The organism is Nonomuraea roseola, from assembly GCF_039535395.1.
In the GTDB taxonomy this organism is placed as follows: Bacteria; Actinomycetota; Actinomycetes; order Streptosporangiales; family Streptosporangiaceae; genus Nonomuraea; species Nonomuraea roseola.
Map to the genome: position 1 here is coordinate 44,703 of NZ_BAAAXC010000015.1, position 23,892 is coordinate 68,594.

Below are 23,892 nucleotides of genomic sequence, written 5' to 3' on the forward strand. Positions count from 1 at the left end.
CCCTTCTCAGTACACGAAGGGAACCGATGTGAACAGGACAGCGTTGCTGCTGAGCGCGATGATGCTCGGCGGGCTGCTGGCCGCCCCTCCAGCGCTCGCGGCGCTCGCGGCCCCCACGGCCGCGGCCCCGGTCACCGTGTCGGTGGCCAAGGCCAAGGCGAGCCCCGCGCGGCAGTCGGGTGACTGCCCCACCACGGTCGGCTTCTCCGCCGTGATCGCGGCCAAGGGCAAGGGCGTCGTGCGCTATCGCTGGGTGCGCGGCGACGGCAGCAAGGGCGCCGTGAAGAGCTTCCGCGTCGACGGTGCCCGCAGGGCGACCGTCAGGGACCGGCAGACGTTCGAGCGCTCGGTCACCGGCTGGCAGGCAGTCGAGGTGCTGGGCCGCAAGGGCCTGTCCCGCAAGGCGTACTTCAGCGTGACGTGCGCGGGCGGGGGCGAGCTCTACGACGTGGGCCACCCGCTGCCCGCGAGCCACGCGGGCCGTCCGGTGATCGCCGCCGCCGATGTGGACGTCACACCGCCCGCCTACACGGGGCAGTGCCCCACGACCGTACGGTTCACCGCCACGCTCCAGGTCTCCCGCACCCCCGCCAGGGTCGGCTACCAGTGGATCGACGCAGCGGGGGGCGAGAGCCGTCCCGAGTTCCTCGACTTCCCCGCCGGAGGGCCCAGGCTGCGCCAGGTGTCGCTGCCCGTGACGGTCAGCGCGAGCACGAGCGGCTGGAAGGCCGTCAGGATCCTGGATCGCGCGGGTCACGACTCGGGCAGGGCCCTCTACACGGTGACGTGCTCCAGCACGCCTCCGACGTCGCCGCCGCCCACCTCCTCGCCGCCGACGTCGCCGCCGCCCACCTCGCCCCCGCCCACCTCGCCGCCGCCGTCCAGCCCGCCGCCTGTGGTCGCGGTGCCGTCGATCGTGGAGATCGACCCCGGTGACCACAGCGGCTCGTGCGACACGCCGGTCGACTACCGCGCCACCGGCCTCCTCGCGCTGCCCGCGGGCCCCGCGACCACGGTGAAGTACGCCTGGGGGCTCGACGGCCGCCAGGACGGTGTGGAGGAGGCGAGCTTCGTCGCCGACGACAAGCCGCGCACCGTCCGGGTCGTCAAGACCTGGCGGCTGACCAAGGCCGACGCGGGTGAGCACGTCGTGTCCCTCAGGGCGGCGGGCGGCTCACCCGCCACGAAGTCCTTCACCCTCACGTGCAAGGAGACGCCGAAGCCCGTCGTCACCATCGGCGAGATCACCGCGCCCGCCTACACCGGCGACTGCGCCAAGGTGCCCAACCACCGGGCCCGCGCCGTGCTCTCCCTCAGCCAGCCGGGCGAGATCGAGTACCGGTTCGTGATCGACAAGCTGGCCTTCCCCTACAGGAAGGCCACGGTCACCGGCGGCTCCGGCGTCACCGTGGAGTCCGACGCGTGGGCCTCGGCCACCAGCGGCACCGTGCGGGTGGAGGTGAAGAACCACAACGCGCCGACCAAGGAGGCGGCCTACACCGTCACCTGCGCGGCCGAGCCCAAGGTCACCGTGAACGCCGAGGTGGCGAAGGTCACCACGCACACCGACTGCGTGAGGCCGCACACCTTCAGGGGCACCGGCGCCGTCGGGCTGAACCGTGAGGGCACGGTCTCCTACCGGTGGGTGGTCGACGGCAAGGCGACGGACTGGAGGACGGTGACGTTCGCTTCGGCGGGCGAGAAGGCGGTGAGCCCGCACGAGTGGCAGGCCGCCAAGACCGTCACCGGCACGGTCGCCCTGGAGACCAAGGAGCACAACCACCCGGCGGTCCGCAAGGACTACACGCTGTCGTGCCCCTCGGCGTGGCTGACCGACGCCAAGGTCGACCCCGCCACCTGGAGCGGCGACTGCTCGGGCAAGCGGTTCGTCTTCACCGCGAAGCTGCACTCCACGAAGCACCAGAACGTGCGCGTCGAACTGGTCGAGGCGCACAGCGGCTCCCTGATCGACCGCGCCGACCACAGGGTTCTGGCCCACCTGCCCGAGACCGTCACGATGAACCGGTTCTTCAACGTGACGCTCAAGGTGGACACCCAGCTGCGGATCACCTCGCCCTCCGAGGGGTATCGCAGCCAGATCATCCCTGTCGACGTCACCTGCCACAAGGTCACCTTCAGCGACGTGAAGGCCACCAAGGTGCCGAACACGTGCGGGAACTGGGCGCTGAGCGGCAAGATCACGCTCGGCTCGCCCGCCGCCCTCAGCTACCGGTGGGCGCGCAGGACGGCCTTCAGCACCTGGGAGGGCGACTGGGTCACGGTGAACGCGCCCGCAGGCGTCAAGGAGGTCTCCAAGACGTACACGGCGCGCTCACGCGACAACGGGCAGTTCAGGCTCGAGGTCCGCACGCCGTACGAGACGGTGTCGTCTCCCGTCGGCTATCAGTCCAGCTGTCCCAGCTGAGCCTCACACGGCTATGTAGAGATCGGCGCCCGCCGGGTGGTGCACCTCCAGATCGGTGGTGAACGACCTGGCGGGCGTGCCGCCCGACTCGGTGTGCTTCCACACCCGCTGCCACGCGTCGATGATCGCCTGCGGCATCTGCCCTCTGGCCTCGACCTTCAGCGTCCGCCCCGCCGGCACGCGCACCGCGACCATGCCCTCGGGCAGCCTCGGCACCGTGCGCACCCCCACACCGACGATCTGCGTGTACGCCCCGTGGTGGTCGCTCTCGTAGTCGGTCAGGACCGCGTAGAGATTCTCGTCCAGCCGCCCCGGCACATGGGCGAACGCCCCAGGGGCCCCCGCCCGCTGCCAGAGGGTCGGCAGCCTCGCCCGCGACGGGTCCATCTCGTCGGCGTTGCTGGTGCGTACGGCCAGGCCGACCACCAGCACTTCGGACCGCTCCACGATGTCCACCGCGTCCTCCATCCCCCAGGTCTGTCCCGCAGATCATATGGCCACGGAAAGAGGGAATGACCCCTGCTGACCAGTCACCACATATGATGGACGAACGTGAAGTTTCTCAACGGTCTCGAGCCGTTCCACGACCTGACCTACAGCGACGTGTTCATGGTTCCGTCGCGGTCCTCGATCGGTTCCCGGCTCGCGGTCGACCTGTCGACCAACGACGGCACGGGCACCACGCTGCCCATCGTGGTCGCGAACATGACGGCCGTCGCCGGCCGCCGCATGGCCGAGACCGTCGCCCGCAGGGGCGGCGTCACGGTCATCCCGCAGGACATCCCGATCGACGTGGTCGCCGACGTCGTCGACTGGGTCAAGAAGCGCGACCTGGTGCACGACACGCCGCTCACGCTCACCCCGCACGACACGGTCGGCGAGGCGCTGAACCTGCTGCCCAAGCGCGCCCACGGCGCGGTCATCGTCGTCGACTGGGAGAACCGCCCGATCGGCGTCGTCACCGAGGCCGACTGCCACGGCGTCGACATGTACACCCAGCTGTCGCAGGTGATGTCGGCCAGCCTCCTCACGCTCCCCGCGGGCCTCGACCCGCGCGAGGCCTTCGACATGCTGCACGAGGGACGCCACCGCCTGGCGCCCATCGTCGACGGCGAGGGCAGGCTGGTCGGCATCCTGACCCGTACCGGCGCCCTGCGCGCCACGCTCTACCAGCCCGCCCTCGACGCCCAGGGCAGGCTGAGGATCGCGGCCGCCGTCGGCGTCAACGGCGACGTGGCGGCCAAGGCGAAGGAGCTGCTCGACGCGGGCGTCGACTGCCTGGTCGTCGACACCGCGCACGGCCACCAGGAGAAGATGATCTCGGCGCTGCGTGCCGTACGGGCGCTCGGCCCCTCGGTGCCGGTCGCCGCGGGCAACGTCGTGACCGCGGAAGGCGTGCGCGACCTGGTGGAGGCCGGAGCCGACATCATCAAGGTGGGCGTCGGTCCCGGCGCCATGTGCACCACCAGGATGATGACCGGAGTCGGACGTCCGCAGTTCTCCGCGGTCCTGGAGTGCTCGGCCGAGGCGCGCCGCCTGGGCAGGCACGTCTGGGCGGACGGCGGCGTGCGGCACCCGCGCGACGTGGCGCTGGCCCTGGCGGCGGGCGCGGCCAACGTGATGATCGGCTCCTGGTTCGCGGGCACCTACGAGTCGCCTGGCGACGCGCGCACCGACGCCGACGGACGCAAGTACAAGGAGAACTTCGGCATGGCCTCCGCGCGGGCCGTACGGCTGCGCACCGCCGAGGACACCCCGTTCGAGCGGGCCAGGAAGGCGCTGTTCGAGGAGGGCATCTCGACCTCCCGCATGTACCTCGACCCGCAGCGGCCCAGCGTCGAGGACCAGATCGACGCGATCGTGGCCGGTCTGCGCTCGTCGTGCACGTACGCGGGGGCCACGACGCTGGAGGAGTTCCACGAGCGGGCCGTGGTCGGCATCCAGAGCTCGTCCGGCTACACCGAGGGGATGCCGCTCCACCAGAGCTGGTAGGCCTGCTCCACCGTCGCGGCCATGACGCTGATGCCGCGCGGGGCCAGTTCGGCGGCCAGCGAGCCGCTGAGGCTCTCGACGGCTGCCTTCACGGCGGCGTCGAGAGCGTGGCACGGCTCGTCCTGGACGAGGTTGACGATCGCCGAGCCGTCGCCCATCAGGGGCAGCATCCGCCTGATGAGGCCGGTGACCTGGATGAAGTTGTCCTCGATGAGCGCGCGCTCGGCCGGCGCGCTCACGCTCTCGAAGGGGGCTGCGGTGGTGGCCGTCGCGCTGGTGACGAGGATGTCGACGCGACCGTAGCGCTCCTCGACGGCGGTGGCGAAGACGTCCACGGCCATGGGGTCGCGCAGGTCCAGCGTCATCACGAGATCGCCCTGGGGCCTCCCGCGATCGCGGTCGTGAGGGGCCGCGTTCCCGCGGTCGTGGGAGGCCGCGTTCCCGCGGTCGCAGATCGCGCAGACGGCGCCTTGGGCGCGGAACGTCTCGGCGACGCCCCTCGACCCGCCGGTGATCACAGCGACTCGTCCGGTCAACGGGGTGGCCATGCGATCAGTTCACCACGGAACAGCTCTCGCCACCACAGCATGGCCGTCACCCGTCACGAGCGCCGCGCCCCCTAGAGTCTTCTAGGTCAGAAGACATCCACCAAGGAGTACATCGTGGCACTCGAGAAGCCGGAGATCGACTTCCCGGAGGGCAACCCGCCCGCCGACCTGGAGATCGTCGACATCGTCGAGGGGGACGGCCCCGAGGCCAAGCCTGGACAGAGCGTCCAGGTGCACTACGTCGGTGTCGCTTTCTCGAGCGGCGAGGAGTTCGACGCGTCGTGGAACCGCGGCACGCCGTTCGAGTTCCCGCTGGGCGGCGGGCGCGTCATCGCCGGCTGGGACCGCGGCGTGGCGGGCATGAAGGTCGGCGGACGGCGCAAGCTCGTCATCCCGCCGCACCTGGGCTACGGCAACCAGGGCGCGGGTCGCGCCATCAAGCCGGGCGAGACGCTCATCTTCGTCGTCGACCTGCTCGGCGTTCGCTGACGCTCGCGTGGTGTCGGGTACGGCCCGCCGTGCCCGACACCACCCGCGCCCTCGGCGACCCTCGCGATCTTCGAGCGACCGCCACCGCCGCATCGCCGACCCTCGCACGACGGCTGCCCCAAAGGGCCCCAGACACTGGATCCAAAGGTCAAGCGGGACTTTTGTCGCTCCTGTAGGGCAACATAAGCGTTGTGCTACTGATCGACGTCGTTCGCGTTTCCGAGGCCGTGTCCAGGACCTCTGCCCGCCTGGGCAAGATCGGCCATCTGGCCGAGCTCCTGGGCCGGGTCGGCGCCGACGAGGCCGAGATCGCCATCGCCTACCTCTCGGGCGAGCTCCCCCAGCGCCAGATCGGCGTCGGCTGGCGCACCCTGCAGGACCCTCCGCCGCCCAAATTGGTCGCCACCGCCACCCTCACCGACGTCGACGCCCTTCTCACCCGCATCAAGGCCGTCTCGGGCCCCGGCTCCCAGGCCGCCCGCAAGGCGCTGGTCGAGGAGCTGTTCACCGCCGTCACCAGCCAGGAGCAGTCGTTCCTGCTCCGCCTGCTCTCCGGCGAGCTGCGCCAGGGCGCGCTCGACGGGGTGATGATCGAGGCCGTCGCCAAGGCCTCCGGCGCCGCCTCCGCCGACGTACGGCGGGCGCTCACGCTGCGCGGCTGGCTGCCTGCCGTCGGCGCGGCCGCCCTGTCAGGCGGCGTCGAGGAGTTGCGCGCCTTCAAGCTCGAGGTGGGCCGCCCTGTCGCCCCCATGCTCGCGGGCAGCGCCCCCAACGTCGCCGCCGCCCTGGAGAAGATCGGCGGCGAGGCCGCGCTCGAGTGGAAGCTCGACGGCATCCGCGTGCAGGCCCACCGCTCGGGCGACACGGTCAGGGTCTTCACCCGCACCCTCGACGACATCACGCCCCAGGTCCCCGAACTGGTCGAGGCGGTGCTCGCGCTGCCCTCCGACGACCTGGTGCTCGACGGCGAGGTCCTCGCGCTGCAGCAGGACGGCCGTCCCCATCCCTTCCAGGTGACCGCCAGCCGGGTCAGCAGCAAGACCGACGTCCCGAAGCTGCGCGAGGCCACGCCGCTGAGCGTCTTCTTCTTCGACGCCCTCAGGGTCGGCGGCGCCGACCTGCTCGACCTGCCGTACGGCGAGCGCCAGGGGGCTCTCGCCGCCACCGTTCCCCCCGCTCTGCTCACCCCGCGCCTGGTCACCGCCGACCTGCCCGCCGCCGAGGCGTTCTTCACCGAGGTCGTACGGCGGGGCCACGAGGGCCTGGTCGCCAAGTCCCTCACCTCGCCCTACGCGGCGGGCCGCAGGGGCGCGGGCTGGATCAAGGTGAAGCCGCGCCACACGCTCGACCTCGTCGTCCTGGCCGCGGAGTGGGGGCACGGGCGGCGCGAGGGCAAGCTGTCCAACCTCCACCTGGGCGCGCGCGACCCCGACAGCGGCTCGTTCGTGATGCTCGGCAAGACGTTCAAGGGGCTGACCGACGAGTTGCTCGCCTGGCAGACCCAGCGCTTCCTCGAGATCGCCGAAGGCCCCACCGACGAGTGGACCGTCACGCTCAGGCCCGAGCTGGTGGTGGAGATCGCTTTCGACGGTGTGCAGCGTTCGCCGCGCTATCCGGGCGGCATGGCGCTCCGTTTCGCCCGCGTGCTGCGCTACCGGCCCGACAAGCGCGCCGACGAGGCCGACACCGTGGAGACGGTTCGCTCGCTCATGTTCTGATTTCGCACTTCGGCGAAAACCCAAAGATCCAGTGCGTACGCTGGGTCTTCTCACCACGCCGTGACCTAAGTGAGATGTGTCACGGAATGTGGCATTAATTTGCCTTTACCGCTCCTTTGTCGCATATCTTCGAGCGCATTGCGGGGCCTTGATGCCCCGCCACGGGAATCGGCCGACGCGCGTTCCCCCTTCCCCCTCCCCCGTCTGGCCCTTCCGTGTCCTGTCCCCCGATCAAGGACTGTGTTTCTCTTGGGTCAGCATTCGAGCAAGCCGTCTCGCCACAACCCGCTGAGCCGTCTGACGGCTCCGGGCAGACGCCGTTGGACCACCGTCGTTGCGGGCGCCGCCGTACTGGCCGCCTCGACCACCGCGTGGGCCGCCGTCGCGAACGACGACAGCCCGCGGACCACGGCGGGCGCGGGCCTCTTCGCCACCCTCTCCCCGTCCGCGAGCCCCGGCACTTCGTCCGGCCTCTCTTCCGGGACCATCTCCCGGACCACGGACGGCACCGCTCCCGCCACCATCGGCGTAACCGTTCCCCCCACCACCGGCGGGACGGTTTCCCCCACCACCAGCGGGACCGTTCCAGGCACCACCGGTGGGACCGTTCCAAACACCACCGGTGGGACCGCGAGCACGCCGGCCTCTCCCGGCGCCACGGCCACCTCGCCGGACAGCGGCACCGGGAACTCCACCTCCACGGCGGCTTCGAAGGGCGTCTCAGGCTCGAAGGGCGCCACCGGTTCCAAGGGCGTCACGGGCTCCAAGGGCGCCAGGGGTTCCGAGGGCGCCGACACCTCTCCGGACGGCGCTCAGGCCAAGGTCTCCCAGGCTCCGAAGGCCGTCGCCGCGCCCGCGAAGCGGAAGGCCCGCGTGCTCTCGTCGGGACGCTGCGGGGCCTCCTACTACGACGAGCCCCAGATGACCGCCAGTGGAGAGCGATTCAACCCGTCGGCCCTGACGGCGGCGCACAAGTCCCTGCCGCTGGGCAGCAAGGTCCGCGTCATCAACCCGTCGAACGGCAAGGCGGTGGTCGTGCGCATCAACGACCGCGGCCCGTACACCGGCGGACGCTGCCTCGACCTGTCCGAGGCCGCGTTCTCCACGATCGGCGACACCAACGCGGGCGTCATGACCGTCAAGTACCAGGTACTCGCCAGCTGACCGTCCCACCCCTCCTCACCGTCCCACCCCCGCCCTCGCCCTCGCCCCCGACGACACCCCGGTCGCAGCCACCCCGAACCACCTTCGCCACCTCACCCCCCCGGCGCCCCCCAACGAAGCCATCGGGCAACCTCACCCCCGCTCGCCACCCCCAGCCAAGCCATCTCGCGACCTCATCCTCCGCTCGCCATCCCCCAGCCAAGCCATCGCGCCTCACCCCCGGGCGCCCCTAAGCCATCGCGCAACCCCACCCCCGCTCACCACCCCCGCCAAGCCATCTCGCGACCTCACCACCCGTCCGCGAAACCGTCTGAGGTGAAGACGTGGGAGAGCGGTTGGTGCAGGCCGTCGCCGAAGCCGCCGACGGCAGGCTGATCGGCTGGGAGGGCCGACGCCAACGGGGCGGCACAGCGGTTCCACACGCGCATCGGCGCCACCCTCGTCTCCAAGAAGATCGGCCGCTGGCAGCGGAAGTAGCCCGTACCCCGCCGCGTGCATCGGCGCCCGAACAGGGACCAGGGCTCGCATGCGGTGCGTCCACCCCCCACGCGTGAGCGGGTGGCAGCAACCTGGATCGGATGATCTGGACCAGGGAGCGACCGCTCCGCGATCTTCGCTACCGTCCGCACCCAGCCTCCCCCAAGGCCACACGGTGAAGGACCTTCATTCTTCGCTGCGTGCCTGGCCGGCGGGGACTCGCCCTCTAGCTGGTCAGTACCGAGTGGATGGACTTTGTCACCACGTCGGCGGCGTCGTGCGGGGGCAGGCGTCCCGCGCGTACCTCGTCGGCTGCGCCGTGCAGGATGTAGTGGGTCATGCTGACCAGCCAGGTGGTGGGCATGTCGGTGCGGAAGACGCCTTGCTCCTGCCCGCGACGGATCAGTTCGGCCATGCGCTGGACGGGTTCGGCGTGCAGTTCTCGTACCCGTCCTGCGGGGAGGACCCCTTCGGCGGCGGCCAGCAGGGCCGCGGATTCGGCCACGAGCTCCCAACTCGACACCAGCAGGCGCGTCATGGCCTCACGCGCGTCTCCGGCCAGGTCGAGGGACGACAAGGTTTCCTCGCCGGCTCGCAGCGCGTCCATGAGCGCGGCCTCGACGAGGGCAGCCCGAGTGCGGAAGTGCCCGTACAGCGTCATCCGTCCGACGCCTGCGGCCTGCGCGATGTCGTCGGTGGTCGCGTTCGGGTTCGAGCTCATCAACTCGCGCGCTGCGGACACGATGCGAGCGATGTTGCGCTCGGCATCGGCGCGGCGTCTGGAGCCCCCAGGAGTGGCAGCCATGCCATCACCCTAAGCCGTATGAGCATGTACGGCTTATAGTGAGGAGCAGAACTCGTATATCGACATACGAGTTAAGCCTGGAGGATTCGATGATCCAACCCGCGGAGCAACAGACAGCGGCCCAGGAGCCGCATCCGGCGCGGTGGCGCATTCTCGGCTTTCTCGGCGTGGCACAGCTCATGCTGATCCTCGATGTCACCGTCGTGGCCATCGCACTGCCCCACATCGAGACGGACCTCGGCCTCAGCCGCGAGGCGCTGACCTGGGCGGTCAGCGCCTACACGCTCACCTTCGGCGGGCTGATGCTGCTCGGCGGGCGCATCACGGACTTACTGGGCGCCAAGCGGGTCGTGATCGCTGGGCTGCTGCTGTTCACCACGGCGTCGCTGGTCACGGGGCTGGCCGGATCCGCAGGCATGCTGCTGGGCGGTCGGGTGGCGCAAGGTGTCGGGGCCGCGCTGCTGTCTCCTGCGGCTCTGTCGCTGGTGGTGGCCATGTTCGACGGCGAGGAGCGGAACAGGGCCCTGGGCGTATGGTCCGCGCTCGGCGGCGGGGGCGCCGCCCTCGGCGTTCTCCTTGGCGGCCTGCTCACCGCCGGCCCTGGGTGGCCGTGGGTGTTCCATGTCAATGTGCCCATCGGGCTGGCGATCGCCGTGGTGCTCGCGGTTCTGCTCCCTGCCCGGCCTCTGGCGTCAGCCGACCGGCCCCGGCTCGACGTTCTCGGCGCGATCTTGGTGACGTCCTCCACCGCGTCGTTGATCTACGCGCTCATCGCCGCCGGTGAGCAGGGGTGGCTGAGCGCGCTCATCGGATGGCTCGTGCTGGCGGCTGCCGTGGGCTACGTGCTGTTCGTGCTGTGGCAGAGGCGGGCGCGCTCGCCCCTGATGGACGTGCGGCTGCTGGCCCGCCGGCCTGTGGCGATCGGCGCCTTCCTCATCCTGATGGCGACCGCGCTGATGATCGCGGTGTTCTTCCTGGGAACCTTCTACTTCCAGCACGCTCTGGGATACGGCGCGTTGCAGGCAGGGCTGCTGTTCCTGCCGGTCGCGCTGGCGACGATGCTCGGGGCCAACCTGACCGGACGCATGCTCGGCCGGTGGGGCGGGCGCGGGCTGGCCGTCACGGGTCTGACGGTCGCGGCGATCGGCATGGCCGCGCCGGCGGTGGCGATGAATCCTGTCAGCGTCGTGGCCGGCGTGGCCGTCGCGGCGGCGGGTACAGGCGCGATGTTCGTCATCGCCTCGGCCTCTGCACTCGGCCAGGTGGCGCCGCACGAGGCCGGGATCGCTTCCGGCATCGTGAGCACCTTCCACGAGTTCGGCGCCTCCATCGGAGCCGCCGTCGTTTCGAGCGTCGCAGCCGCGAGCCTGACCGGGACCACGTTGAGCGGCTTCGCCAGCGGGTTCACCGTGGCCGCGGTCGCGGCAGCGGTCGGCGCTGTCGCTGCCGCGCTGGTGACGCCTGGCCGCTCGACATGACTCGGGAGCGGCGCCTTCGAATCGCCTCATCGCGGTGGGGGCGGGCTCTGTCGCCGGGGAGGAGCCGGCCGTTCGCCGCGCCTCCCCCGCCGAGCCGCCTCGCCACGTTGGCGCCGCTCAACGGCTACGCCGCACGCCCCGAGGCCGGCGCCTCCAGGCCCCTCAGACGGGACTACTTCACCAAGCGCAGGGTCAGGGGGTAGCGGAAGTCGTTCTCCGCCAGCGCCGAGACGCCGCCGACGATCGTCAGGACGAACGCGGCCACCCAGATCACCGGAATCAGCACCACACCGATGATCGTGAAAGGCAGCAGGATCGTCGCCCCCACCACCATGAGGTGGAAGTTCAGCGCCTCCATCGCGTGGCGGCGAACGTAGGGCGAGGTCTTGCCACCGGTGAGCAGCATGATCAGCGGTCCGATGATGAGCAGACCTGGCAGGGCCAGCAGGTGCGCCGCAGCTCCACCCAGGCGCTCGCCGCTGTCGGCGGGGATCCCTCTGGCGCTGGCGGGCGGGATGGACACCGGCCTGGGCACCGACTCCTGCCAGCGGCGCTGCGGGCCGTACAGCTCGGTCATGATCGGCATGAGGTCGCCGTGCGTGCGTGCCGTCATGGCGCGCTCGAGGCGCTCGTCGAACTCGTACTTGTCGAAGCGACCCTCGGCATAGGCGGCCTTGACGTGCTCGACCACATGCTCGCGGTCCTGGTTGGTGACCCGAAGCTCCATCGGCGGCACCGGGCCGTGCCCATAGGATGCCGGCGCTGGGGTGTGTGGCGCTGCCATGAATGCCATGCCTTTCCTCGTCGGGCGATCTGAACACATCCTCCTCCCTCACATATGAGAAGGCATCGGGAGAAACCCCGATGTCACCCCGATAACAGCCCCGACGCGGGGGCGCGGCGAACGGTATAAAAAGGAGGCATGAGATGGCGAGACCGCTATGGATTGCGGCGCTGGCGCGGGAACAAGATTGCCAAGTTCGACCGTGAGGCTACCGACGCCGATATCGAGGCGCTCATCGCCTTCGCCAAGTCGAAGCGCGGCGTGGAGTTCTTCGTCGAACCGGAGACCTTCGCGACCGACACCACGGCGGTGGCCGTGGCAGACGACGGCGAGTGGACCCGACGGCGCGTCGGCGCGCCCCAGGTGATCCGCAAGGTGGCCCGCGACCTCGCGCTTCCTGTGTACGACGTCCAGTTGACCGGCTATCCACCCCGCATGCGCGCTTATAACGAACGCCGCAAACGTGAGGAACAAGGCTAGACCCCACCTCCGCCCCCACCCCCAGACAACGCCCCACCTTCACTCCCAGACAACGCCCCACCCCCGCCCCAGGAATCGTCCACCTTCGCCCCCCGGGCCACCTTTGCCCTAGGAAAAACCCCACCTCCACCCCCAGACAACGCCCCGCCTTTTGCCCCAGGAAAGGCCCCACCTTCGCCCCCCGGGCAACGCCCCACTTCCCCGGCAACCCTCAGCTATCGGCAGGACACCCTCGAACACCACAGCCAGTACGCGAGCCTCGCGCGCGCCGAACCAGTCCACCTGGGCCATCACCTCACTGACGGCGTGGAACGGTTCTGCTCGACGCTCGACAAGCCCCCTGACGCCATGGCTGTCGGGCCACCTTCGAGGCGTGCTCCACCGCCCCACGCGAGCCGTCCACACTGTCGGCTCTTCTCATGGCCGCTGCCTCGACACAAGGAGCCAGACCTGTCGGCTCCCTGGGATGTGAGCTCACTACCCAGGGACAAAGGGGCACCGCCCGCTGAGGGCGCTAGCCCCTCCTCGCGGGGCCCGGCTTTCCTTCCACGGTCGGGGCTCATCTCTCGCCGGGATTGGGCTACACCTCCGTCTGCGGCGACGTAGGCGAGGGCCAGGGCGGCGACGCAGGCGAGGGCCGGGACGGCGACGCAGGCGAGGGCCGGGACGGCGACGCAGGCGAGGGCGGATACTTCCTCCTCGTCTGAAAAGATGCATTCTCGGCCCGTCGCGGCGGCGATGCCGGCGCGTTCGAGGGGTCCGTGGAGGGTGGTGTTCGGAGGGCAGCGCCATCCGAGCCGGAGGGGATGACCGGTCGGGGTTAACGCCTCTGAGCCGACCTCATCCGCGCGGACCGCTTTCACCGCTCCGCCTGGCGCTCGCACCTCTCCATGCGGCCAGCCTTCACCTGTCCGCCGTGGGCGCACACCCAGCAGGGGCTCCGGCCCTCGAAGGGACGGCGGGGCTTCTCAGCCGGTCTGTGAGGGGTGCACGGCTAGGCTGCGGGTTCTTCCTTCTCGTCGAGGATGCCGATGAGAGGGAGGAGCCAGCCCGCGTGAGGCGTTCCCATGGCGGAGTCGAGTTCGGCGGGGCTCGGCATACGGTCGCGTAGCAGCTTCGGTGAGAGCAGGTGCTGGAGCGCGTGCATGAGCAGGTTCGCCATCGAGTAGTCGGGATCGACGGCAAGGGCTCTTTCCAGGGCGATGGTCGCCAGGACGCAGTCGCCGCCACGCCAGGCGGACATGGCGAGCAGCGAGGCGGCCGGAGGGACGAAACGCGGCTCCAGGCGTCGGGTGAGGTCCTTCCAGAGCGCCAGGTGAGCGGGCTGGCCTGCGTCGTCGAGAAGCGTCCACGCCTCGTCGCGGACGCGGATCACGGACAGGTCGAGGCCCAGCCGAGCGGCCTCCCTGTCGTCGACCCTGCCCCCTGACACCGACGTGGCGATGGCCGTACGGACCCTGGCCAGGCCGTCGGCGACGAACCGCTGGGCGAAGTGGCCGGCGTCGGAGGCGGCGGCCAGCCCGGCCCGGAAGGCGGTGACGGCGTCGGCGGTGGCCCTGCGCATCGACAGGCGGACCGGGCCAGGCAGCGGGGCGATGGCGGCCTCGAGGGTCGAGCGGTCGGGCAGCGCCACGAGGCCCTGGACGGTGGCCTCGGCCGCGATCTGGCTGACGGACGTGTCGTACGGCGTGCCGTCAGGGGGACAGCAGTCGGCCAGGTCGCAGACATACGACCAGTAGCGGCCCTGATGGGCGCGCAGCACCTCGCAGAGGGTGACCCCGCACCAGCGGGCGACGCTCATGACCTCGTCGACGGCCGGGGTGACGGAGGCGCCAGGGCCGTAGCCGACGGCGACCAGATGGGTGATCGACTCTCTGGCGAACAGCGCGGCGAGGGGGCGCAGGGTGCCGGGCTGCAGGGGGAGGTTCCAGCGCGCGCAGACCCGCATCTCCCCCTGGCCGACCCGGCCCGCCAGCCCGATCACGACCAGGCTGTCGGTGGGGTGGAAGCCGACGATGTACGGCACCGCGGCCAGGATGTCGGCAGGGGTGGACAGGGTGAGGGCGGGTTCGGTGAGGTCGGTGCTCATGGGGCATGAGGGTGCCCGGTCGGGGGTGGGGACATTTCGGGCGAGCGGCGTTCTGTGGACAAGGGTGCCGCATGGGCCGGCCTGTGGACGAGCGGCGCGCGCGCCAGCCCAAAAACAAGCGGCGCAGGCGCCGAGCTGGGCCATCGACCCGCACGTCCAGGAACGACATGCCACTGACGCCGGCCCGTGAACAAGCAGGGCGGACCGGATCGTAGGCCGGCGACCGCGCCGGGCTCAGGCTGGAGGGGAACCGTACGGCGAGCCCCCGGTGGGCGGCATGCCGCGGGGAGGCGAGCCGGTACCGGGCAGTCCGGTGGGGGAAGACGGGGCGCCAGGCATACCGGTGCCCCGCGGACCAGGGCCGGGCAGGCCGGTACCAGGCGAACCGGCGCCGGGCAGGCCGGTGCCACGCGGACCGGTGCCGGGCAGGCCGGTGCCGGGTGAACCCGTGCCGGGCAGGCCGGTGGGCGGCGTAGGGGTGAGGCGCGAACGGACCATGAGGGCGGCGCCCGCCACGGCCGCGGGCATCGCGATCACCGCCACCAGCGGCACCAGGAACAGCAGGAAGACCAGCACCCCGAACCCCAGCGCCGGCGCCTTGTTGCCGCGCAGTACGGCGAAGCGGGCGCGCCGCCGCATGCCGCGGCGCTCCATCGCGAGCGACGTCAGCTCAACTGTCAGGAAAAATCCGGACACGAGGGCGCCCAGCACCGGCACAACCGTCTGCCCGATCACCGGCACGAACCCCAGCAGGAACAGCGGGATCGTGAACATCAGCACGTAGAGCAGCGTCACCAGGCTGTCGCGCAGCGACCGGGGAAGCGACCGCCACCACGGCGTGTCATCGGGCCCGTCCAGCGGATCGACCTTCTCCGACAGCTTCTCGTAGAAGGGCTCCCCGATCGTCAGCGTCAGCGCCGTGAACGTGACCACCGCCAGCGCCAGCCCGCCGATGAACAGCAGGACTCCCAGCGCGCCCCTGAAGAAGTCGCGCCAGCCCTCGGACCACCCGTCGGCGAAGGGCGTGAGGAAGTCGGCGATGTCGTTGGCGTTGTTGCCCAGATAGACCAGAGCCGCCACATAGACGGCGAAAGCGATCAGTGCCGGGATGAGGCCGAACGCCCACCAACGGCCGTTTCTCGCCACCCAGGCGAGACCCTGGAAGAAGAACCCGATGCCACCGGCGAACTCCCGCAATGAACGCATGGGGAGAAACTAGCGCCAGAAGTCCGTCACCGCGTAACCGAGTTCGTCGAACAGCGAGCGAACCAGCGGCAGCGAGATCCCGAGGACGTTTCCGTGGTCGCCCTCGATGCTCTCGACGAACCATCCGCCGAGGCCGTCGAGGGTGAAGGCGCCCGCCACCTTGAGCGGCTCGCCGGTGGCGACGTAGGCCGCGATCTCCTGCTCGGACGGCGTGCCGAACCGCACCACCGTGGAGCCCACCTCGGCGGCCCGCCTGCCGGTGGCCGCGTCGATCACGCAGTGGCCGGTCAGCAGCCTGCCGGTCCTGCCGCGCATCATGCGCCAGCGAGCCAGCGCCTCCTCGCCGTCGGCGGGCTTGCCGTACGGCCTGCCGTCGAGTTCGAGAATCGAGTCGCACCCGATGACGAGCCCCTCGGTGAGGCCCTCGGCGACGGCGGTGGCCTTGGCGACGGCCAGCTTCAAGGCCAGATCGGACGGCAGGATCGCGGTGACGGCCTCTTCGTCCACCCCGCTGACGATCACCTTGGGATCGAGCCCCGCGCTGCGGAGGAGGGCGAGGCGGGCGGGCGAGGCTGAGGCGAGCACGATCACCCGCCCAGTTTATCGGGCGCGACCCCCGCGAAGGCCCGCGATCGGGCGCACCCGCACGGGCTCGGCGGCCTCACCCCCTCGGACGGCGATGACTCCCGCCGGGGAAACCGGAGGAACTGGTCCGAAGGAGGCCATGGAGCCGCACAGTCAGCGATCACCAGTCGGGGTTGGTGCCGCCCCTCGGGGTGTCCTCGTGTGCGGGCGGGGCCTCCTCAGGCCGCGGACGGCTCTCCTGGCCGCCACCGGGCGCCTCAGGTCGCCGACGGGGCTCCTGGCCGCCACCGGGCACCTCCTGACCTGGCCTGGGTGCCTGGCCGCCGCCTCCCAGTATCCCTCCGAGCACGTCACCGAGCCCGCCTCCACCGGCGCTCTGGCCGCCCAGGATGCTGCCCAGCAGCCCGCCCAGCACGTCCCCGAGCCCACCGCTCTGCGCCGACGACTGCTCCCTGTTGAGGTCGTCGGCCACCGCTCCCGCGTCCATCCCCTGCCTGTTCGCCCTGTTCGCCAGCAGCGACATCACGATCGGCGCCAGCGCGGCGAGCAGCTTCATCACCGTCTGCGAGTTCAGCCCCGCGAACTGCGAGATCCCCGCCGCCGCCTGCTCGGTCCCCTGCTGCCCGAGCACGTGCCCGAGGATGCCGTGCCCCTCCCGCTCCAGACCCTGGGGGTCGGCGGTGACGGCGGTGAGGGGGTCCTTGTCGACGTGCTGGTCCAGCGCGCTGCGCAGGGCCTGCGCTCCCTGCGCGTCACCCGTCCTGTGCGCCATGCCGCCGACGATGGTGCCCACCGCCGCCTCGACCGCGGTGCGGGCCTGCGCGGTGTCGGTGCCCAGCAGACCGGCGATCTGCTGGAGCCCCGAGTCGCCGAGGGCGGCGAAGAGTTCGTCGTTGAGAGTCACAGGCCGAAGCTGCCCCGGCCAGCACCCGGATAAGACCATGGAGAGGTCAGTGCGGCTTGGGCTCGACGGCGGGCCTGTTGGCGCGCGGGAGGCCCGCGGCCGCGTAGGCCTGCGCCTCGTCGAGCGTCTCCTGTTCCAGCAGCGCCAGGACGATCGCCTCAAGCCTGTCGCGGTTCTCGGTGAGGACCCTCGTGGCGACCTCGTAGCACTCGTCGACGATCCTGCGCACCTCCTCGTCCAGGGCGGCGAGGGTGTGCGGGGCGGCCTGCGGCTGGCCGTCGCTGGGCAGGATGCTGAGCGGGCCGATCTTCTCCGACATGCCCCACCTGCCGACCATGCCGCGGGCGATCATCGTGACCTGCTCGAGGTCGTTCTCCGCGCCCGTGGTGATGACGCCGTAGATCACCTGCTCGGCCGCCATGCCGCCGAGCGCGCCGATGATGCGTCCGCGCAGGTACTTCTCGTCGTAGGCGTAGCGGTCGGTGTCGGGGGTGGACAGCGTGACGCCCAGCGCCCTGCCGCGCGGGATGATCGAAATCTTCCTGACCGGGTCGGCGCCCGGCTGCAGCATGCCGAGCAGCGCGTGGCCCGCCTCGTGGTAGGCGGTCCTGGTGCGCTCCTCCTCCGGCATGACGATCGAGCGGACCGCGCCGAGCTGCAGCTTCTCCAGCGCGTCGGCGAAGTCGGCGGCCGAGACCTTCTCCTTGCCGCGCTTGGCCGCCAGCAGGGCCGCCTCGTTGACCAGGTTGGCCAGGTCCGCGCCCGTCATGCCCGGCGAGGTCTTGGCCAGTTGCTCCAGGCTGACGTCTCCGTCCAGCGGGACGCCTCGGGTGTGGACCCTGAGGATGGCGACGCGGCCCGCCGCGTCGGGCGGGGCGACCATGACCGTACGGTCGAACCGGCCTGGACGCAGCAGCGCGGGGTCGAGCACCTCGGGCCTGTTGGTGGCGCCGATGACGATGACGCCCTCGGCACCGGAGAAGCCGTCCATCTCGGTGAGGATCTGGTTGAGCGTCTGCTCGCGCTCGTCGTGTCCGCCGAGACCGCTGGCGCCGCCTCGGGCGCGGCCGATGGCGTCGATCTCGTCGATGAAGATGATCGAGGGCGCGACCTTGCGGGCCTCCTCGAACAGCTCGCGCACGCGCGAGGCGCCGACGCCGACGATCATCTCGATGAACTCCGAGGCGCTGGCCGAGAAGAACGGCACGTCGGCCTCACCTGCGACCGCCCTGGCCAGCAGCGTCTTGCCGGTGCCAGGAGGGCCGGCGAGCAGTACTCCCTTGGGCAGCTTGGCGCCGAGCCTGCGGTACTTGGCGGGGTCCTTCAGGTAGTCGACGATCTCGACGAGCTCGTTCTCCACCTCGTCGATGCCCGCGACGTCCTCGAAGGTGACCCGGATCTTGTCGCTCTCGATCGGCTTGGCCGCCTTCGACTTGCCGAGGCCGCCGAGCCCCCCTCCGCCCATCATGCTCGCGCCGCGGCGCATGACCCAGATCCACAGTCCCGCGAGGACGGCGATCGGCAGCAGCGACAGCAGCAGGTTGAGCAGGAAGCCGCGGCTGCCCGTGCTGATCGGCTCGGCCTTGATCTCCACGCCCGCGGTGGTCAGCTGCTGGTAGAGCTGCTCGTCGTTGGCGAAGACCGGGATCTCGGTGACGAACTTGGTGTAGGTCTTGTTGGCGCTGTCGGGGTCGGTCGCGGCCTTCTTCAGGTCTCCCTGGACGGAGTAGCCCTGGGCGTAGACCTCCTTGACGTTGTTCGCCGTCACCTGCTTGGTGAACTGGCTGTAGGAGATCGTCTCGACCTGGCCCTCGTCGAAGAAGCTGGAGATCAGGAAGAACCCCGCGTAGACCACGAGGAGCGTGATGACGAAGCGCCACCAGTTGATCTTGGGACGGCCGCCTGACCCGCCCCCCGGCAGGCCTTCGGCGCGCCACGGCTTGGGACGGTCCTTGTCCGGCTCCTTCTTCGGCACGCTCGAACGCTCAGCCACGGCGTCACTCCCCCAAATCGCCGCATACATGATCGCTCTAGCCTAGAACACGCACCCCCGAGGTCACGCGGCGGATGTCCGCCCATCTCTTCTTGTGGGTGTCAGGGATGGTGACGAAGACCAGGGCGGGCTTGGTCTCTCCCGCGTCGAGCACGACGACGGCGGCCACGGAGGAGCGCTTGCCGTATTTCACCTGGTAGACCAGCGACCACCCCTTCTTGACCGGCTGGGCGCCGAGCCAGCGGATCACCGCGCCCTTGGGGTGGTGGTTGAGGGTCCAGCGGGCGGCCAGCTGGGCGGTGTCGCGCAGCGACTTCTGCGCCTCGATCGGCACGGGGCAGCTGACCAGCATGCCTCTCGGGCTTCTGCCCGCCGGGGGCAGCACCTGCCTGGAGGTGAAGGGGGCCGCGCCGTACCTCTTCCACGGGCCGCGCAGGCGGGGCACGCTCACGCCGGTCTTGGCGTCCCTGATCACCCCGCGGGTCTTGATCGGCTTGCCCGGCAGCGCGCGCAGCTTGACGCGGCCCGGCAGCTTCGGCACGCGGCGGTCGGCGGCCAGCGCCTCCATGGCGGTGTAGCCAGGCGCGATGGAGGCGCCGGGGCTGGGGATCGCCGCGGGAGTCGGCGCGGGAGTCGGCGCGGGAGTCGCCGTGGGGGTGGGGCTTGGGGTGGCGGTCGGGCTGGGTGAAGGGGTGGACGAGGCCGGCACGGCCGGTGGCGCGGCGACCGGCCGGGCGGCGGCCTCGTCCGCCCTTCCCGACTGCGCGATGGCGAGCACGCCCGTGCCGGCGACGGCCAGCGCGGCGACGACCGCGAGCATCCGGTAGATGTCTCGCATGCGCAGGTCACCGAGGCGACTGCGCTTGAGCGGAGAGCCAGTGGGCCTCGCTTGGAACTTCACCTGAGGCCCCGCGGGCCCACTCTCCCCATCGAGCACGATCGGGAGCGTACGACATATCTCTGGATTGCGTGTAGAAAGCACGCATGGTGGAACTCCGATTTGACCAGGCGTCACGAGACGCGCAAACGCACACGAATCTGTCCGCGTTGCGCGCCGATGCCACGGGTCTGTGGATCGCGGGTGACGAAACCGCCACCATCGAGCGTCTGACCTGGACCGGAGAGCGCTACGACCACCAGCGCACCTTCCATCTCGCCGACCTCGTGGACCTGCCTGCGGGCAGGGACGACGAGGCCGACATCGAGGGCCTCGCGCGGGCCGGAGGGTGGCTCTGGGCGGTGGGCTCGCACAGCCTCAAGCGCAGGCGCGCCAAGTCGCGGGAGAAGGCCGCCAAGCGGCTCAGCGCGATCATCCGCGAGCCCAACAGGTTCATCCTCGTACGGCTCCCGCTGGAGGGCGACGGGCTCGGCGAGGGGGCCATCCTCACAGGACTGGCCGACGCGCTGGCAGACGACCCGCACCTCGGCCCCTTCACCGCCATTCCCGGCAAGGACAACGGGCTGGACATCGAGGGCCTCGCCGTGGTCGGCGACAGGGTCCTGCTCGGCCTGCGCGGCCCCGTGCTGCGCGGCTGGGCGGTCGTGCTGGAGCTCGACCTGCGCGAGGACGGCCCGCACAGGCTCAAGCTCGGGGGCTACCACAAGCACTTCCTCGACCTGGGCGGCCTCGGGGTGCGCGACCTGTGCCCCTACGACGGCGACCTGCTCCTGCTCACGGGGCCGACCATGAGCCTGGACGGTCCGGTCAGGATCATGCGGTGGGACGGCACGGGCGCGCCGGTGCCCGTCGCCGACCTGCCGTACGGCGTGGGCTGTGACCATCCCGAGGGCCTGGCGGTGATGGGCGACGGCAGGCTCATGGTCGTCTACGACAGCCCGTCGCCCGCGAGGCTGACACCGGAGGGCGGCGTGCTGGCCGACCTCATCACGATCTGACGCGCAGCCACGGCACGTCCGCGACGAACGTGCACGAGCCCGGCGCGATCTCGGTGAAGCCCGCGTCGCGCACGACGGGCAGCCCGCCGGCGGCCAGCTCGTCGAAGCCCTCCGCCCGCCGCACCGAGACCTTGAGCCCCATGGACCCCACCAGGCCAGCTGGGCGGCGTGACCCGCCTGCGCCATCGCCTTTCCCGCCGACATCTCCAGCGCCGGGTTCTCCCACAGGATCGGCGGCCCGGCAGGGCCCGGCTCGGCGGAGTCGGCCAGCTCTGTGCCGCCCACCTGCAGCTTGGCCAGCTCCTTCGGCCAGGCGTCCAGCGGGACAGGCGGGTGGACGCGCACCTCGGCGCTGCCGTGCTCCACCGTACGGCCCGGCAGCTCGAGCGCCCTTCGCCATTCGGAGCCGCGCGCTCTGCGCACCACCTTGCGGATCCTGCCGGTGGACTGCCACGTCTCCAGCTCGGCCTGCCACTCGCCGGGATCGTCGAGCAGGCCGAGCACGGCCATGGCGGCCGCCTCCAGCGCGTCAGTGCGCTCGGGAGGCGTCGCGCGTTCGATCCTGACCACCAGCGGGAGCACCATCATGGCTTCCAGCATGCCGCACGGCCAGCGACATCACCGCCGCCAGGAGGCACAGCGCGCCCGCGGCGTACCAGGCGAGGTCGTAGGCGCCCAGGTGGTCGCGGGTGAGGCCGGCGCCGACCGCGGCGACCGCCGCGCCGACCTGGTGGGAGGCGAACACCCAGCCGAAGACCACCGAGCCGTCGGCGCCGTAGATCTTCCTGCACAGCGCGACCGTGGGCGGCACGGTGGCCACCCAGTCCAGGCCGTAGAAGATGATGAACAGCAGCATGCTCGGCTCGGTGGTGGCGGCGAACAGCCCCGGCAGGACCATGAGCGAAAGGCCGCGCAGCACGTAGTAGACGCCGAGCAGCACCTTCGGGTCGACCTTGTCGCTGAGCCAGCCCGAGGCGACGGTGCCGACGACGTCGAAGATGCCGACCAGCGCCAGCAGGCCGGCCGCGGTGGCCTGGGGCATGCCGTGGTCGTGGGCGGCGGGGATGAAGTGCGTGCCGACCAGGCCGTTGGTGCTCGCTCCGCAGATGGCGAAGCCGCCGGCGAGGAACCAGAAGGCGCGGGTCCTCGCCGCGCTCCGCAGGACGGCCAGCGCCCTGACGGCGGCGTTGGCGGTCGGCCTGCGCACGACGACGGCGGGGCCGCCGAGCGGCGTGGTGCCCACGTCGGAGGGGTGGTCGCGCAGGAACACCCAGACCAGCGGCACGACGATCAGGGCGGCGGCGGTCACGGTGAGGGAGGCCACCCGCCAGCCGGGGCCCTCGGCCAGCCAGGCCAGCACGGGCAGGAAGACGAGCTGCCCCGTGGCCCCTCCCGCGGTGAGCACGCCGGTGACGATGCCCCTGTGCCTGACGAACCACCGGTCGGTGACGGTCGCCACGAACACCAGCGCCATCGAGCCGGTGCCCAGGCCGACGAGCACGCCCCAGCAGAGCACGAGCTGCCAGCTCGCTCCCATGAACACCGTCAGCCCGCTGCCGAGCGCGACGAGAGTGAGTGCGGCGGCCACGACCCTGCGCATGCCGAAGCGGTCCATGAGAGCGGCGGCGAAGGGGGCGGTCAGACCGTACAGGAGCAGGTTGATCGAGACGGCGAGGGAGATCTCCCCCGTGGACCAGCCGAACTCCTCGTGGAGCGGCGTGATCAGGACGCCCGGGGTGGCGCGGAATCCCGCCGCGCCCAGAATCGCCACAAAGGCGACACCCGCCACCAGCCACGCACGATGCACTCTCATGCTGAGAATTCTCCCGACACACGATATTTCAACGGAAGTGGCCGGAAAGCCAATATGTGAAAGAATCAGGCCATGACCCATCGGATCGCCGTGGTCGTGCTCGACGACTTCGCCCCGCTCGACCTGGGCATACCTGGCCAGCTGTTCTGGGCGGCGCGCGACGGCGACGGCAGTCATCTGTACGAGGTCGTGACCTGTTCGCTCGACAGGGCTCCGGTCAGGACGAGCGCCGGCTACAGCGTGCTGCCGGACCACGGGCTCGAGGTGCTCGACACCGCCGACACCGTGCTGGTGCCGGGCGTCCACGGCGGCCCCGCGATGACCTCGGGCACCATCCCCGTCAGGCTGCGCGACGCCCTTCGGGGGCGGCCGAGGGTGATGTCCATCTGCACGGGCGCCTTCGTGCTGGCCGCGGCGGGCCTGCTCGACGGCAGGCCCGCGACCACCCACTGGATGTACGCCGCCCGCCTGCGCAGGTTCTTCCCCGAGGTGCTCCTCGACCCGGACGTGCTGTTCGTCGACGACGGCGACGTGCTCACCTCCGCCGGCGTCGCCTCGGGGCTCGACCTGTGCCTGCACGTGATCCGCAGCGACCACGGCAGCGAGGTGGCCAACCGTACGGCCAGGCGCTGCGTGATGCCGCCGTGGCGCGAGGGAGGTCAGGCGCAGTTCATCGACAGGCCGCTGCCCGAGCCCACCGGCACGGGAACCGCGGCGACCAGGCAGTGGATGCTGGAGCACCTCGACGACCCGCTCGACCTGGCCGCGCTGGCCGAGCACGCGCGGATGAGCGTGCGCACCTTCACCAGGCGCTTCAGGGAGGAGACAGGGCTCAGCCCTGCGCGCTGGCTGTCCCGCCAGCGGGTGGAGCACGCCAGGCACCTGCTGGAGACCACCGACCTGGCGGTGGCCCAGATCGCCAGGCGCTCGGGGTTCGGCACCGCCGTGTCGCTGCGCCAGCACCTGCACGCGGCGGTGGGCGTGCCGCCGCTGGCGTACCGGCAGACCTTCCGCGGGACCTAATTGCGAGCTATTTGCAACTACAA

Annotated in this window: 21 protein-coding genes; 9 read left to right on the forward strand and 12 right to left on the reverse strand. The window is 70.9% G+C overall.

From position 1 onward, the window contains the following. Positions 1–28: 28 nt before the first annotated feature. The gene (locus ABFX55_RS23150; RefSeq protein WP_346124202.1) at positions 29–2,425 is read left to right on the forward strand and encodes a hypothetical protein; all 2,397 of its coding nucleotides are present in this window, start codon (positions 29–31) and stop codon (positions 2,423–2,425) included. A 3-nt stretch (positions 2,426–2,428) separates the two neighbouring features. On the opposite strand, the gene ABFX55_RS23155 is transcribed toward ABFX55_RS23150, so the two are convergent. Then, complete coding sequence (locus ABFX55_RS23155) at positions 2,429–2,881, reverse strand: GyrI-like domain-containing protein (RefSeq protein WP_346124204.1); 453 nt, start codon at positions 2,879–2,881, stop codon at positions 2,429–2,431. 96 nt (positions 2,882–2,977) lie between these two features. On the opposite strand from ABFX55_RS23155, the gene ABFX55_RS23160 reads away from it, so the two are divergent. Next, positions 2,978–4,417 (forward strand): GuaB1 family IMP dehydrogenase-related protein, encoded by a 1,440-nt coding sequence (locus ABFX55_RS23160; RefSeq protein ID WP_346124206.1) that lies wholly within the window; start codon positions 2,978–2,980, stop codon positions 4,415–4,417. Here ABFX55_RS23160 and ABFX55_RS23165 read toward each other — a convergent pair. Next, the gene (locus tag ABFX55_RS23165; RefSeq protein WP_346124207.1) at positions 4,381–4,965 is read right to left on the reverse strand and encodes an SDR family NAD(P)-dependent oxidoreductase; all 585 of its coding nucleotides are present in this window, start codon (positions 4,963–4,965) and stop codon (positions 4,381–4,383) included. The two genes, ABFX55_RS23160 and ABFX55_RS23165, sit on opposite strands and share 37 nt — an antisense overlap. 114 nt (positions 4,966–5,079) lie before the next feature. Between ABFX55_RS23165 and ABFX55_RS23170 the strand changes: the two genes are divergently transcribed. From ABFX55_RS23170 to ABFX55_RS23180, 3 genes are all read left to right on the forward strand, one after another. Continuing rightward, entirely contained in the window at positions 5,080–5,454 is a 375-nt protein-coding gene (locus ABFX55_RS23170; RefSeq protein ID WP_183647212.1) for an FKBP-type peptidyl-prolyl cis-trans isomerase, read from the forward strand. 191 nt (positions 5,455–5,645) lie between these two features. Beyond that, positions 5,646–7,172 carry an ATP-dependent DNA ligase gene (locus ABFX55_RS23175; RefSeq protein ID WP_346124209.1) on the forward strand — a complete coding sequence of 509 codons (1,527 nt, stop codon included), beginning with the start codon at positions 5,646–5,648 and terminating at the stop codon, positions 7,170–7,172. 249 nt (positions 7,173–7,421) lie between these two features. Continuing rightward, entirely contained in the window at positions 7,422–8,336 is a 915-nt protein-coding gene (locus ABFX55_RS23180) for a septal ring lytic transglycosylase RlpA family protein (protein WP_346124211.1), read from the forward strand. A gap of 703 nt (positions 8,337–9,039) precedes the next feature. Here ABFX55_RS23180 and ABFX55_RS23185 read toward each other — a convergent pair. After that, positions 9,040–9,618 (reverse strand): TetR/AcrR family transcriptional regulator, encoded by a 579-nt coding sequence (locus tag ABFX55_RS23185; protein ID WP_346124213.1) that lies wholly within the window; start codon positions 9,616–9,618, stop codon positions 9,040–9,042. An 89-nt stretch (positions 9,619–9,707) separates the two neighbouring features. On the opposite strand from ABFX55_RS23185, the gene ABFX55_RS23190 reads away from it, so the two are divergent. Further along, positions 9,708–11,096 (forward strand): MFS transporter, encoded by a 1,389-nt coding sequence (locus ABFX55_RS23190; RefSeq protein ID WP_346124215.1) that lies wholly within the window; start codon positions 9,708–9,710, stop codon positions 11,094–11,096. A 172-nt stretch (positions 11,097–11,268) separates the two neighbouring features. Here the strand turns inward: ABFX55_RS23190 and ABFX55_RS23195 are convergent, their stop codons facing one another. Continuing rightward, the gene (locus ABFX55_RS23195; protein WP_346124216.1) at positions 11,269–11,823 is read right to left on the reverse strand and encodes a DUF1707 and DUF4870 domain-containing protein; all 555 of its coding nucleotides are present in this window, start codon (positions 11,821–11,823) and stop codon (positions 11,269–11,271) included. A gap of 195 nt (positions 11,824–12,018) precedes the next feature. On the opposite strand from ABFX55_RS23195, the gene ABFX55_RS23200 reads away from it, so the two are divergent. After that, a complete protein-coding gene (locus tag ABFX55_RS23200; RefSeq protein WP_183647238.1) occupies positions 12,019–12,360 on the forward strand; it encodes a hypothetical protein in 342 nt (113 codons plus the stop codon). A 994-nt stretch (positions 12,361–13,354) separates the two neighbouring features. Here the strand turns inward: ABFX55_RS23200 and ABFX55_RS23205 are convergent. From ABFX55_RS23205 to ABFX55_RS23230, 6 genes are all read right to left on the reverse strand, one after another. Beyond that, the gene (locus ABFX55_RS23205; RefSeq protein ID WP_346124218.1) at positions 13,355–14,449 is read right to left on the reverse strand and encodes a DUF4192 domain-containing protein; all 1,095 of its coding nucleotides are present in this window, start codon (positions 14,447–14,449) and stop codon (positions 13,355–13,357) included. A gap of 234 nt (positions 14,450–14,683) precedes the next feature. Continuing rightward, a complete protein-coding gene (locus tag ABFX55_RS23210; protein WP_346124220.1) occupies positions 14,684–15,655 on the reverse strand; it encodes an EI24 domain-containing protein in 972 nt (323 codons plus the stop codon). A 9-nt stretch (positions 15,656–15,664) separates the two neighbouring features. Further along, a complete protein-coding gene (locus ABFX55_RS23215) occupies positions 15,665–16,246 on the reverse strand; it encodes a Maf family protein (protein ID WP_346124222.1) in 582 nt (193 codons plus the stop codon). Positions 16,247–16,400: 154 nt separating this feature from the next. After that, complete coding sequence (locus ABFX55_RS23220) at positions 16,401–17,144, reverse strand: DUF937 domain-containing protein (RefSeq protein ID WP_346124223.1); 744 nt, start codon at positions 17,142–17,144, stop codon at positions 16,401–16,403. A 46-nt stretch (positions 17,145–17,190) separates the two neighbouring features. Next, positions 17,191–19,137: an ATP-dependent zinc metalloprotease FtsH gene (gene ftsH / locus ABFX55_RS23225; protein ID WP_346124225.1), complete on the reverse strand. Its 1,947-nt coding sequence runs from the start codon at positions 19,135–19,137 to the stop codon at positions 17,191–17,193. A 37-nt stretch (positions 19,138–19,174) separates the two neighbouring features. Next, positions 19,175–19,975 carry a hypothetical protein gene (locus ABFX55_RS23230; RefSeq protein ID WP_346124227.1) on the reverse strand — a complete coding sequence of 267 codons (801 nt, stop codon included), beginning with the start codon at positions 19,973–19,975 and terminating at the stop codon, positions 19,175–19,177. A 209-nt stretch (positions 19,976–20,184) separates the two neighbouring features. Between ABFX55_RS23230 and ABFX55_RS23235 the strand changes: the two genes are divergently transcribed. Next, positions 20,185–21,033: a DUF3616 domain-containing protein gene (locus ABFX55_RS23235; protein ID WP_346124228.1), complete on the forward strand. Its 849-nt coding sequence runs from the start codon at positions 20,185–20,187 to the stop codon at positions 21,031–21,033. Here the strand turns inward: ABFX55_RS23235 and ABFX55_RS23240 are convergent. Beyond that, a complete protein-coding gene (locus ABFX55_RS23240; RefSeq protein ID WP_346124230.1) occupies positions 21,023–21,175 on the reverse strand; it encodes a hypothetical protein in 153 nt (50 codons plus the stop codon). The two genes, ABFX55_RS23235 and ABFX55_RS23240, sit on opposite strands and share 11 nt — an antisense overlap. Positions 21,176–21,562: 387 nt before the next feature. Continuing rightward, a complete protein-coding gene (locus tag ABFX55_RS23245; protein ID WP_346124232.1) occupies positions 21,563–22,846 on the reverse strand; it encodes an MFS transporter in 1,284 nt (427 codons plus the stop codon). 72 nt (positions 22,847–22,918) lie between these two features. Between ABFX55_RS23245 and ABFX55_RS23250 the strand changes: the two genes are divergently transcribed. After that, complete coding sequence (locus tag ABFX55_RS23250; protein ID WP_346124234.1) at positions 22,919–23,869, forward strand: GlxA family transcriptional regulator; 951 nt, start codon at positions 22,919–22,921, stop codon at positions 23,867–23,869. The last annotated feature ends 23 nt before the right edge of the window (positions 23,870–23,892 follow it).